Source organism: Pseudomonas peradeniyensis, from assembly GCF_014268935.2.
Classification (GTDB): domain Bacteria; phylum Pseudomonadota; class Gammaproteobacteria; order Pseudomonadales; family Pseudomonadaceae; genus Aquipseudomonas; species Aquipseudomonas peradeniyensis.
On record NZ_JABWRJ020000001.1, the window covers coordinates 1,063,741 to 1,075,642 of the forward strand.

Below are 11,902 nucleotides of genomic sequence, written 5' to 3' on the forward strand. Positions count from 1 at the left end.
CAGCACGATGAGCAAGCAAGCAAGTGACTTCATGGCCCAGGGCGATTACCGCAAGGCCCTCGACACTTCGTTCGTGCACCGCTACAGCCATGGCGAGGACGAGTGGTCATGGGATATCGGCATGATCCAGGCGGCCCAGGCTTTCCTTGAAAGGCTCGACCCGCGTGCCGACCAGCATGTGCTGGACATCGGCGTGGGCCGTGGCCGTGACGCCTCCACCTTCATCCTCGCCGGGCACCGGGTCACCGGGCTGGATATCGTCGAGAACTCCAGCTGGCCGTTGCTGCGCAAGCGCTGGGGCGATCGCCTGGACCTGGTGAACAAGGCCATGCAGGACTGGCAGCCGGCGCCGGGCACGCTGTTCGACGCAGCCCTGGACAATGGCTGCTTCCACCACCAGCACCCTGATGAGTGGGGCGCGTACCTGGGCCATGTGCGCCGCCTGCTGCGCCCTGGCGCGCTGGTGGGGCTGAACGTGTTCGGGGTCGACGCGGCCCATCCGCAGCCGGGTTGGCGCGAGATGGACAACCAGCGCCAGGGCTACTTCTTCACCGACGACGGCATCCGCCAGACCCTCGAGGCCCATGGCTTCACCTGGCAGGGACTGGAGGTGATCGAGCGCCAGCATGGCGAGGCTCGCTATCTGCTGGCGCTGGTCCGCACGTGAGTGCGATCGATCGCCATTACCTGGACATGGCCCTGGCGCTCGCCAGCCAGGGCCTGTACAGCACCATGCCCAATCCGCGGGTCGGCTGCGTGATCGTCAACGCCGGGCAGGTGGTAGGGCGCGGCTGGCACCAGCGCGCCGGCCAGGCCCACGCCGAAGTGCACGCCCTGCGCGAGGCGGGCACGGCGGCGCGGGGGGCGACCGCCTACGTGACCCTGGAGCCCTGCGGCCACCATGGGCGCACGCCGCCGTGCGCCGATGCCCTGGTGGCGGCGGGGGTGCGTCGGGTGGTCACGGCCAGCGGCGACGTCTCGCAGAGCATCGGCGCGGATCGCCTGCGCCAGGCCGGTATCGCGGTCGAGGCCTTGCCTTGCCCACGGGCGCGGGCACTCAATCGCGGGTTCTTCTCGCGCATCGAGCGCCAGCGCCCGTGGGTGCGGGTGTTGCGTCCGGCGGCGCTGGAGATCGGCGCGCTGGGCGAGGGTGTGATGCTCAGCCATTGCGACGAGCAGACGCCCCTGGCGCACTGGCGGGGCAGGGCCTCGGCGTTGCTGACCACTTGTGACTGGGTGAAGGCCTGCGACATCTCGCTGGTGGCGCAGGTCGCCGGGCAGCGAGCCGATCCGGTGGTGCCCTTGCGAGTACTGCTCGACCAGGGGCTGGACTGTCCGGCTTCGGCCAAGGTGCTCGATGGGCGGGCGCCAACGCTGGTGTTGCATGGCGCGCAGGCGAGGCGGGACGGTCGGTATGCCCGTGCGCGTTGCCAGGTGCTGGAGGATCCCGGTGTCCTGCAGGTGTTACAGGCGCTGCATGAGCTCGACTGCAACGAAGTCCAGGTCGAGGCAGATCCGGCGTGGTGCGAGACCCTGGCGCGCCAGGGGCTGGTGGATGAGTGGTTGGTGCAGGTTTGAGGCTATCGGTGGTCTTTCAAGGTGTTCGGCTTTAGTGTTGCAGCGCTCTTGAGATCGAGCGCCGCCAGCGCGGCGCATCGCGGATGAATCCGCTCCTACATTTGTTGCAACGTACCGAACCTGTCAGGCCATGGTTGCCAGCCTTGGCGCAAGGCTTGAGACAGGTGGGGTGGCGACAATGCCCACCGAGAAATCGCGTCGAGCGCACAAGGCTAACAACCATGGCCTATCAGGCATGGTCACGTTGCAACAAATGTAGGAGCGGATTCATCCGCGATGCGCCGCGCGGGCGGCGCTCGATCTCATAGGCGCTGCAAGGTGCGCGACGGGCGCTTCCTGTATCAGCGGCTGCAGATCAGTCCGACCTGCAGGCTGTTCTGCTCGAACAGATCCCAATATCCCGGCGGATGCGCCTTCTTGCGGATCCCGCTGATCAGCGGGGCGATCCAGCGCACGTTGTGCAGGCCGACATCGTGGGCGGCCTGTTCGTAGACCGACTTTTGCCAGCGGTAATAGGTGAAGTCCGCAGGCGGCGTGCTCATGAACTGCCCCCGGCAGCGCAGGCCGCCTTCCACCGGCTGTTCGTCCAGCACACGAATGCCGTACTCGGTGAAATTGCCCCGTGCCAGGTCGAAGGCGGGGTTCGCCGTGTAGGCGATCAGCTGTCCGTTCGGCTTGAGGTTAAGGGCGACGCTTTCAAACATGCGGCGCAGCTCCTCGACGCTGCCGGCGTAGTTGAACAGCCAGGCGGCGGTGACCTTGTCGAACTGGCCGATGCGGCCCATCTGCGCCACGTCGCGCACTTCGTAGGCGATGCCGTCGTTGGCCTGGCGCGCCTGGTAGATCATGCTCGGCGAGATGTCCACGCCGTGCACCCGCGCCGCGCCCCAGTCCTTCAGGCGGCGGCTGAAGAAACCGTGGCCGCAGGCCAGGTCGAGGATCTCTTCGCCGGTCACCTCGCCGGCCATGTAGCGAAACGTGTCGACCTCGACTCCGCGCTGGCTGGCGTGGCTGGTGAAGTCTTCGAACTGCTCGCTGATCCGCTCGTAGACTTCCTTGGATTCCTTCATGGGCGCTCCTTGTTTTCAGAGGTGAGGCGCAGCGCCAACGGCAGCGCCAGCAGTGGCGCGCAGGCGAACACGGCGAACAGCCAAAGCGCCGCCTGGCGCGCGCCTTGCTCGCCGCCGGGCTCGACCAGCCCGGCGCCGTTGGCGACCAGGCCGGCCAGGGCAGCGGCCAGGGCGGTGGCGTAGAGTTGCACGGTGGTGATCGAGGCCGAGGCGAGGTTCTCCTCGCCGGGGCGCGCGGCCTGCAGCACTCGGGTGAGCAGGTGCGGCCAGCCCAGGCCGATGCCCAGGCCCACGCCGGCCAGGGCCAGGGCGAACAGGGTCAGGCCCGGCGCGCTGGCGATCCAGGCCGGGGCCGGGGTCAGCAGGGCCAGGGCCAGCAGCGCCACGGCCACCACCAGCGGTCCGCCGCGGATCTGCCAGGCGCCGCCATCGCGGTCACGCCCGGCGCTGGCCAGGGCGCCGACCGTCCAGCCCGCGGCCATCACCGCCGTCAGGTAGCCGGCGGCCAGCGGGCCGAAGCCATGGATGCGTTGCAGGAAGTAGGGCACATAGATTTCAGTGGTGATGGCCGCCACCAGCAGGCACATCATGGCGAACAGCGCACCCATCGGTTGCTTGAGGCTGTAGGCGCCCGTGGGCAGCAGGTGGTGGCGCGCCCGCGGATCGAGGCGGGCGATCAGCGCGGCGATGGCCAGGCCCGCGACGATGCCGGCCAGGTTGACCCACAGGGTCTCGGCCAGGCTGGCTGCGCAGATCGCCAGTACCGAGGCCACCAGGCAGGCGATCAGCCCATAGGCCGGGCGCGCGCCATTGTCGTCCAGGGCCTGGCGCGTCGGCAGGCGCAGGCAGACGATCAGCGCCAGGGCGCCAGCCACCGGCAGCAGTGACCAGAACGCCCAGCGCCAGTGCCCGCCTTCGGCGAACACCCCGCCCACGGCCGGGCCGCACAGCGTGGCCACGCCCCACATCGCCGAGACCAGGGCCATGGCGCGGGGCCACAGGCGGCTGTCGAACACCAGGTGGATCAGTGCATAGCTCAGGGCGAACAGGATGCCGCCACCCAGGCCCTGCACGCTGCGCCCGAGCAGCAGCATCGGCATGCTCCCGGCCTGGGCACAGAGCATCGAGCCAAGGGCGAACACCAGCAGCGCCAGCAGGTAGGCGATCCGCGGTCCGCCACGGGCCAGCAGGCGGGTGGAGAGGGTGGAGCCGATGATCGAGGCGACCACGAACAGGGTGGTGTTCCAGGCGTAGAAGGCCAATCCGCCGATCTCGTCGATCACGGTCGGCAGCAGGGTGGTGACGATATAGACATTGATGGCGTGCAGGGCGACGCCGCCGGCCAGGGCGATCGAGCGCAGCGCGTTGCCGCCGCTGAGCAGTTCGCTCCAGCGCGCCGGCGGCTGTTCGGGAATGGCGGTCATGTACGCTCCTTGCGTGGTCCTGCGCTGGGAGTCTAGGAGCCGGAAAAGTATTATTCAAGGAGTTGCTTGCGTAATTTGGCCGCAGTGGATTTGTTAGGATCATGCTCTTTTGTCTTGTTCCAGGAGCGTCACCCATGATCATCAGCACCACCAGCCAGCTCGACGGCCGCCCGATTGCCGAGTACCTCGGCGTGGTCAGCGCCGAATCGGTGCAGGGGATCAACTTCGTGCGCGATTTCTTCGCACGCTTTCGCGACTTCTTCGGCGGCCGCTCACAAACCCTGGAGGGCGCGCTGAAGCTGGCCCGCGAGCAGGCCACCGAGGAACTCATGGCGCGGGCACGGCAGTTGCAAGCCGATGCGCTGGTAGGCGTGGACTTCGAGATCAGCATGCCGTCGGTACAGGGTGGCATGGTCGTGGTGTTCGCCACCGGCACGGCGGTGCGTCTGAAGTAAGGCCAGTTGCCACTGGTCGGGCGAGGAAATTTTGTCCGACTGGTCTGCAAATGACCGGCTAGTCTCAGTTCAACGGACCGCGCTTCACTAGGCAGGCTCATTGCCTGCCGGCACGGTCGCCATTGGAGGGAGACAGGGCATGAGCGAATCCTATTTCGAAGACCTGAACGATGCGTTTCCGATCAACAGCCAGGTGCGCTGCGGCCAGGCGGCCGTGCGCCTGGGCTTTGCCAACATGACCCTGGACGAGTCGGAGCAACTGCAACCGGCACACTTGCAGCGGGCCAAGAAGGGGCGTTTCACGCCGCGTGTCCCGTCGAAGAAGTGAATCCGCGCTGAATCCCCATCGCGGCGCCCACAGGTCCTGTGGGCGCCGTCGCGTTCAATGGGCCCCGGCGCCCTTGCTCAGGTCGCTCTTGGCCCACTCGGTATAGATGCAGGCATCCGCCACCGCCCAGCGCACCCTGACCGGCTGGCCCGGCTGCATGGGCATGCCCGCGGCTGACAGCGCCTTGACTGTCAGTGGCGTGCCGCCCTGGGTGGCGACATGGCAGGTCTGGCTCTCGCCGAGGAACAGCAGCTCGGTCACCGTGGCGCCGACTTCGTTCCAGCCTGCCGGCAGGGGTTCGCGCGTCGCCTGCTCCACGGTCAATGCCAGGGCCTTTTCCGGGCGCACCATGATCAGCGCCTCCTGCCCGGCGGCCAGCCCCGGTGTCGGGCGCACCGCTACTGCCTGCCCCTCGAAACGTCCCGCATCGTTGCCGTCGGCCGTGAAACGCAGGAAGTTGGAGTTGCCCAGGAACGAGGCGACGAATGCGTTCGGCGGGTTCTGGTAGAGGTCGTAGCCGCTGCCCAGGCCGACAATGCGACCATGGCTGAAGATGGCGATACGCTGCGACAGGCGCATCGCCTCCTCCTGGTCGTGGGTCACGTAGACGATGGTGATGCCCAGGCGTCGATGCAACTGGCGCAGCTCGTCCTGCAGGTCTTCACGCAGTTTCTTGTCCAGCGCGCCGAGCGGCTCGTCCATCAACAGGATGCGCGGTTCGTAGACCAGCGCCCGGGCGATCGCCACGCGTTGCTGCTGGCCGCCGGAAAGTTGGGCCGGGCGCCGGTGGGCGAAGGCCTCGAGCCGCACCAGCTTGAGCATGGCATCCACCCGCCGTGCGGTTTCGGCCGCGCCCTGCTTGCGGATCGCCAGGGGGAAGGCGATGTTGTCGCGCACGCTCAGGTGCGGGAACAGCGAGTAGCGCTGGAACACCATGCCGATGTCGCGCTTGTGCGGTGGCACGTTCACCAGCGACTGGCCGTCGACCAGGATCTCGCCGCTGCTCGGCGTCTCGAACCCGGCCAGCATCGACAGGGTGGTGGACTTGCCCGAGCCGCTGGAGCCGAGGAAGGTGAGGAACTCGCCGTCCTGGATCTCGAGGTCGATGTTGTCCACCGCGGCGAAGTCGCCGTAGTGCTTGTTCAGGTTGCGCAGGCTGACCAGGGGCCTGGCGCGCGTGTCGTCTTTCATCACTGCACTCATCGTTGTCGTCTCCGGGCGCTCAGGCGTTGGTTGCGTTGCGCCGACGCAGGGCGGCGGCAATGATCATGATCAACAGCGACAGGCCGATCAGCAGCGTCGAGGCGACGGCGATGACCGGGGTCAGGTCCTGGCGCAGGGTGGTCCACATCTTCACCGGCAGGGTCTGCAGTTCGGGGCTGGCCATCATCACGCTGAGCACCACCTCGTCCCACGACACCAGGAAGGCGAACAGGCCGCCGGCGATCATTCCCGGGCGGATTGCCGGAAAGGTCACCTTGACGATCGCCTGCAGGCGCGAGGCGCCGCAGATCACCGCGGCGTCCTCGATCGACTGGTCGAACAGCTTCAGCGAGTTGATGATCGAGATGATGGTGAAGGGCAGGGCGACGATCACGTGGCTGACCACGAAGGCCAGCAAGGTGCCGGTGTAGCCGAGCTTGAGGAACAGCGCGTACACCGCCACGGCGATGATCACCAGCGGCACGATCATCGGCAGGGTGAACAGCCCGTAGAGCAGATCCCGTCCCGGGAAGCGTCCGCGCACCAGGGCGAAGGCGCTGGGCAGGCCCAGGGCCACGGCGGTGAAGGTGGTCAGCACGGCGACCTTGAGGCTGGCCAGGGCCGCGTCCATCCACTCGGGGTTGGAAAAGAACTGGCCGTACCATTTGAGCGTCCAGCCCGGTGGCGGGAATACCAGCCACTGCGAAGAGCCGAACGACAGCAGCACGATGAACAGGATCGGCAGCAGCAGGAACGCCGCGATCGCCCCGGTGGTGAGGTACAGGCCCAGGCGCAGCGGGCGGCCCATGGCGTTGGGGGTCAGAAGCATGGCGGCTTACCTCGCATTGCCGACCGGGGATTCCGGTTGCAGCTTCAGGTAGAAGTAGAAGAGCACCAGGGTGATCGCCACCAGCAACGCGGCGGCGGCGCTGGCCAGGCCCCAGTTGAGGAACGACTGCACCTGCTGGACGATGAACTCGGGCAGCATCATGTTCTGCGCGCCGCCGAGCAGGGCCGGGGTCACGTAGTAGCCGAGCGACATGACGAACACCATCAGCGCGCCGGAGAACAGGCCCGAACGGCACAGCGGGAGGAACACCCTGACGAAGTTGGTCCATGGGCTGGCGCCGCAGATGGAACCGGCCTGCAGCACCATCGGGTCGATGGCCTGCATGGTCGCCTGCAGCGGCAGGACGATGAACGGGATCATGATGTAGCTCATGCCGATCACCACGCCAGTGAGGTTGTGCACCATTTCCAGTGGCGCGTCGATCACCCCGATCGCCATCAGCGCCTTGTTGATCACCCCCGAGGCCTGCAGCAGCACCAGCCATGAATAGGTGCGCGCCAGCAGGCTGGTCCACATCGAAAGCAGCACGATGTTCAGCAGCCAGCGGCCCCAGCCCTTGGGCACCAGGGTGATCGCCCAGGCCAGCGGGAAGCCCAGCAGCACGCTGATCAAGGTGACCAGGCCGGCCACCGAGAAGGTGTTGAACAGCACCCGGGCGTAGGCCGAGTTGGCGAACAGTTGCGCGTAGTTGCCCATGCCCGGCACCGGTTCGAGCACGCCGCGCAGGAGCAGGCCGATCAGCGGGGCGAAGAAGAACAGGCCAAGGAACAGCAAGGCCGGCAGCAGGTTGCGGCTGCCGCGCCAGCGTTGGCGCAGGGGCGGGCGGCGGGTGGTCGCGCCCGGCACGCCGCTGCCGGCGGCGGCACCTTGCGCAGTGTGCAGGGCGTTGATGGCGACTTTCATTTGACCAGCCACTCGTTCCAGCGGGCCGCGATGGCCTGGCCATTCTTCGCCCAGTAGGCGAAGTCCAGGGTCACCTGGTCCTGGGCATGGGCGGTGGGCAGGTTGGGGGCCAGTTCAGGCTTGAGCAGGCCGACGCTGTCGAGGTTGACCGGGGCATAGGCGGTGAGGTTGGCGAAGTCGGCCTGGCCCCTGGCGCTGCTGGCGTTGGCCAGGAACTTCATGGCCGCGTCCTTGTTCTTCGCGCCCTTGGGAATGACCAGGAAGTCGGCCATCACCAGGTTCTGCTTCCAGCTTACCCCGACCGGCGCGCCGTCCTGCTGCAGGGCATGCACGCGGCCGTTCCAGAACTGCCCCAGCGCCGCTTCGCCCGAGGCCAGCAGTTGCTGCGACTGGGCGCCACCGCCCCACCAGACGATGTCCTTCTTGATGGTGTCGAGTTTCTTGAAGGCGCGCTCCAGGTCCAGCGGGTAGAGCTGGTCGGCAGGCACGCCGTCGGCCAGCAGGGCCAGTTCGAGCACGCCGGGGCTCGGCCATTTGTACAGGGCGCGCTTGCCGGGGTAGGCCTTGGTATCGAACAGCGCGGTCCAGTCCACCGGCTTGTTCGCGCCGAGCTTGCCTTCGTTGTAGCCAAGCACGAAGGAGAAGAAGAACGAGCCGACGCCGTGGTCGGAGACGAAACGCGGGTCGATCCGCTCGCGCTGGATAGCGCTGAAATCGAGAGGTTCGAGCAGGCCCTCGCTGGCGGCGCGCAAGGCGAAGTCGGCTTCGACGTCGACCACGTCCCACTGCACGTTGCCGCTTTCGACCATGGCCTTGAGCTTGCCGTAGTCGGTGGGGCCGTCCTGCACGACCTTGATATTGGCGGCCTTGGCGAAGGGCTCGGCCCATGCCTGTTTCTGCGCGTCCTGGGTGCTGCCGCCCCAGCTGACGAAGTTCAGGCTGTCGGCCGCCTGGGTGGCCTGGCAGGCCAGGGTCAGCAGGCTGGCGGACAGCACTGCGGTTACTCGTTTGCTCAACAGCATGGTTACGCCCTCGTTGCTTTTTGTTATTCGAGGCGGGCTTCTGTCGCCCGCCAATCGTGTTCGGGGAGCAGCGTCAAACGGGTGGAGCGTGGCCGTATTGTGATTGTAGGTAGGGCCGGCAGAATCAAGGTCTATGGAATGTCATATTATGGTATTCCAAGTTTTTGGCAAGAGCTCGGCGTCGACCGGCCATCACCCCAGGGCTACTGCGGGTGTGGGGTCAGTTCACCAACCCCGGCTCGAATGGAATGCTCTGCACCACCTCCAGTTCATACCCGGCAAGCCCCGCGTACTTCAGTGGTGGCCCCAGGTGCCGCAGCTTGCCCACGCCCAGGTCCTGGAGAATCTGCGCGCCGGTCCCGACTTGCGAGTACACCTTCGACTGCCCACGCTGGTAGGGGCGTGTCGGCTGCGTCAGTTGCGGCACCCGCTCCAGCAGGGCCTGGGAGGATTCGTGGTTGGCCAGGATCACCACCACCCCGGCGCCTTCGGCGGCGACCTTCTGCAGCGCCGCCCACAGCGTCCAGTTGGCGGGGCCCGCGTACTCGGCACCGACCAGGTCGCGCAACGGGTCGATCACGTGCACGCGCACCAGGGTCGGCTGGTCGCGGCGTATATCGCCCATGACCATGGCCATGTGCACGCCGCCTTCGATGTGGTCCTCGTAGGTGACCAGGCGGAAGGTGCCGTGCACGGTGGGCAGTTCGCGCTCGCCGATGCGCTTGATGGTCTGCTCGGTGCTCAGCCGGTAGTGGATCAGGTCGGCGATGGTGCCGATCTTGATGCCGTGGCGGGCGGCGAATACCTCCAGGTCCGGGCGGCGGGCCATGCTGCCGTCGTCGTTGAGCACCTCGACGATCACCGATGCCGGGGTGAACCCGGCCAGGCGCGCCAGGTCGCAGCCGGCCTCGGTGTGGCCGGCGCGGCTCAGCACGCCGCCTTCACGGGCGCGAAGGGGGAAGATGTGGCCGGGTTGCACCAGGTCCTCGGGGCGGGCATCCGCGGCCATGGCGGCGGCCACGGTGCGCGCCCGGTCGGCGGCGGAAATGCCGGTGGTGACGCCGCTGGCGGCCTCGATGGAGACGGTGAAGGCGGTGCCGAACACGCTGGCATTGCCTGGCACCATCTGTTCCAGGCCCAGTCGCTGGCAGTGTTCGTCGGTGAGGGTCAGGCAGATCAGGCCGCGCGCCTCGCGGGCCATGAAGTTGATCGCCTGGGCGTCGCAGCGCTCGGCGGCGATCAGCAGGTCGCCTTCGTTCTCCCGGTCTTCGTCATCCACCAGCAGGACCATCCTGCCCTGGCGGTAGTCCTCGAGGAGTTCTTCGATACTGTTGAAAGCCATGCTGCACGCTCATGCTGGTCAGGTTGGTTTTGTGGTATACCATAATACACAAATGACCGTGCAACAGGAGCGCGACGAATGAAGGCCTACTGGATCGCCCATGTGGATGTTACCGACCCCGAGCAGTACCAGCAGTACACCCAGCGCGCACCGGCGGCCTTTGTCGCCTTTGGCGGGCGCTTCCTGGCCCGGGGCGGGCGCAGCGAGGCGCTGGAAGGGCGCGCGACGCCGCAGCGCAGCGTGGTGATCGAGTTCGACTCCTACGAGCAGGCGGTGGCCTGCTACCGGTCGGACCTGTACCAGGATGCCTGCCGCCATCGCCAGGGCGTGGCGCTGGCACAGGTGATCATCGTCGAGGGGCTCGCGCCTTGATCAGACCCGCAGGTGCGGGTCTTTCTTCTCCGGGTTTTCGCCGGCAGGGCGTGGTGTCGCCGGCTTGTCCGTGGCGGGCAGCGGCGTGTCCTGCACGGCGTCGGTATCGGCGGGTGCCGGCTGGTCACGGGTGCGCAGCAGTGACAACAGCACCCCGCCCAGCAGCAATCCGAACGTCACCCCCAGCGATATCCCGGCCGGCACCTTGCCCACCAGCCCGTGCCAGAAGATCTTGCAGCCGATGAAGATCAGCACCAGCGCCAGCGCGTACTTGAGGTAGACGAAGCGGTGCATCAGCGCCGCCAGGGCAAAGTACAGCGAGCGCAGGCCGAGGATGGCGAAGATGTTCGAGGTGTAGACGATGAACGGGTCCTGGGTGATGGCGAAGATCGCCGGCACGCTGTCGACGGCGAACACCAGGTCGGCCAGCTCGATCAATACCAGGGCCAGGAACAGCGGCGTGGCATAGCGGATCGCCCGCGTCGCCCCGGGCGGCGTGAGCTGGACGAAGAAATGCCGGCCATGCAGTTGGTCGGTGACGCGCATGTGCCGGCGCACGAAGCGCAATACCGGGTTGTTGGCCAGGTCCGGGTGGGCGTCGTCCTTCGACAGGGCCATCTTCACCCCGGTGAACAGCAGGAAGGCGCCGAACAGGTACAGCACCCAGGCGAAGTGCTGCACCAGCGCGGCGCCGACGCCGATCATGATCGCCCGCAGCACCACCACCCCGAGGATGCCCCAGAACAGCACGCGGTGCTGGTAGCGGCGGGGGATGGCGAAGAAGCTGAAGATCATCGCCATGACGAACACGTTGTCCATCGACAGCGATTGCTCGACCAGAAAACCCGTGTAGAACTCCAGCGCCGGCTGCGCGCCCAGCTCATGCCAGACCCACAGGCCGAATAGCACGCCGACGCTGAAGTAGCCCGAGTACAGCAACAGGCTTTCGCGCATCTCGATCTCGCGGTCCTGGCGGTGCAGCACACCCAGGTCGAGGACCAGCAAGGCGATGACGATGGTGATGAAGACCAGCCACAACCAGGCGCTGGTGCCGAGAAAAGGCGTGAAAAGGAAATGCTGCAGAGCCGTCATGAGCCCCTCCTTGATTGTCGACGTTGCAAGGCAACAGTGATTCCGACATGGCGGCGCAAACCGTCAGAGGGGCCCGGCATCACATGATCTTGAGCCTAGTCGCGATCGCCGGGCTTGCCGAATGGCAGGCTGTTACATTTCTTTGCCTGGATCCAATTATTGCGAATTATTCGCAATTGTAAAAAATTCGTAAAAACCCTAGGATGCGCCACAGCCGTCGCAGAACGGGCACATAACCACAACAACTGCCAGTGATTAGCCCC

General features: G+C 66.6%; 13 protein-coding genes. 5 read left to right on the forward strand and 8 right to left on the reverse strand.

Annotated features, from left to right (window positions below; translation table 11 throughout):
• Positions 1-7 precede the first annotated feature (7 nt).
• Both HU751_RS04740 and ribD read left to right on the forward strand, forming a co-directional pair.
• Positions 8-667, forward strand: a complete 660-nt coding sequence (locus tag HU751_RS04740) for an SAM-dependent methyltransferase (RefSeq protein ID WP_186734952.1) — start codon at positions 8-10, stop codon at positions 665-667.
• Entirely contained in the window at positions 664-1,578 is a 915-nt protein-coding gene (gene ribD / locus HU751_RS04745) for a bifunctional diaminohydroxyphosphoribosylaminopyrimidine deaminase/5-amino-6-(5-phosphoribosylamino)uracil reductase RibD (protein ID WP_186734954.1), read from the forward strand. Before HU751_RS04740 ends, ribD begins: the two co-directional genes overlap by 4 nt.
• Before the next feature lie 341 nt (positions 1,579-1,919).
• Here ribD and HU751_RS04750 read toward each other — a convergent pair whose 3' ends face one another.
• Together HU751_RS04750 and HU751_RS04755 are read right to left on the reverse strand one after the other, a co-directional pair.
• Positions 1,920-2,648: a class I SAM-dependent methyltransferase gene (locus HU751_RS04750; RefSeq protein WP_186734005.1), complete on the reverse strand. Its 729-nt coding sequence runs from the start codon at positions 2,646-2,648 to the stop codon at positions 1,920-1,922.
• Positions 2,645-4,072 (reverse strand): MFS transporter, encoded by a 1,428-nt coding sequence (locus tag HU751_RS04755; protein ID WP_186734006.1) that lies wholly within the window; start codon positions 4,070-4,072, stop codon positions 2,645-2,647. Before HU751_RS04755 ends, HU751_RS04750 begins: the two co-directional genes overlap by 4 nt.
• Before the next feature lie 134 nt (positions 4,073-4,206).
• Between HU751_RS04755 and HU751_RS04760 the strand changes: the two genes are divergently transcribed.
• Positions 4,207-4,527, forward strand: a complete 321-nt coding sequence (locus HU751_RS04760) for a heavy metal-binding domain-containing protein (RefSeq protein WP_050705861.1) — start codon at positions 4,207-4,209, stop codon at positions 4,525-4,527.
• 139 nt (positions 4,528-4,666) lie between these two features.
• On the forward strand, positions 4,667-4,855 hold the full coding sequence (locus tag HU751_RS04765; protein ID WP_028691681.1) for a hypothetical protein: 189 nt from the start codon (positions 4,667-4,669) through the stop codon (positions 4,853-4,855).
• Positions 4,856-4,909: 54 nt separating this feature from the next.
• Here the strand turns inward: HU751_RS04765 and HU751_RS04770 are convergent, their stop codons facing one another.
• The 5 genes from HU751_RS04770 to ribBA all read right to left on the reverse strand — a co-directional run bounded on the left by HU751_RS04770 (position 4,910) and on the right by ribBA (position 10,175).
• A complete protein-coding gene (locus HU751_RS04770) occupies positions 4,910-6,058 on the reverse strand; it encodes an ABC transporter ATP-binding protein (protein WP_186734007.1) in 1,149 nt (382 codons plus the stop codon).
• Between the two features lie 19 nt (positions 6,059-6,077).
• Positions 6,078-6,887, reverse strand: a complete 810-nt coding sequence (locus tag HU751_RS04775; protein ID WP_186734008.1) for an ABC transporter permease — start codon at positions 6,885-6,887, stop codon at positions 6,078-6,080.
• A gap of 6 nt (positions 6,888-6,893) precedes the next feature.
• A complete protein-coding gene (locus HU751_RS04780) occupies positions 6,894-7,811 on the reverse strand; it encodes an ABC transporter permease (RefSeq protein WP_186734009.1) in 918 nt (305 codons plus the stop codon).
• Positions 7,808-8,833, reverse strand: coding sequence for an ABC transporter substrate-binding protein (locus HU751_RS04785; protein WP_186734010.1), 1,026 nt, complete (start codon positions 8,831-8,833; stop codon positions 7,808-7,810). Before HU751_RS04785 ends, HU751_RS04780 begins: the two co-directional genes overlap by 4 nt.
• 220 nt (positions 8,834-9,053) lie before the next feature.
• Positions 9,054-10,175, reverse strand: coding sequence for a bifunctional 3,4-dihydroxy-2-butanone-4-phosphate synthase/GTP cyclohydrolase II (gene ribBA, locus HU751_RS04790; protein WP_186734011.1), 1,122 nt, complete (start codon positions 10,173-10,175; stop codon positions 9,054-9,056).
• Between the two features lie 78 nt (positions 10,176-10,253).
• Here ribBA and HU751_RS04795 point away from each other — a divergent pair, with 78 nt between their 5' ends.
• Positions 10,254-10,547: a DUF1330 domain-containing protein gene (locus tag HU751_RS04795; protein WP_186734012.1), complete on the forward strand. Its 294-nt coding sequence runs from the start codon at positions 10,254-10,256 to the stop codon at positions 10,545-10,547.
• On the opposite strand, the gene HU751_RS04800 is transcribed toward HU751_RS04795, so the two are convergent.
• The gene (locus HU751_RS04800) at positions 10,548-11,639 is read right to left on the reverse strand and encodes a TerC family protein (protein ID WP_225933223.1); all 1,092 of its coding nucleotides are present in this window, start codon (positions 11,637-11,639) and stop codon (positions 10,548-10,550) included.
• Between the last annotated feature and the right edge of the window lie 263 nt (positions 11,640-11,902).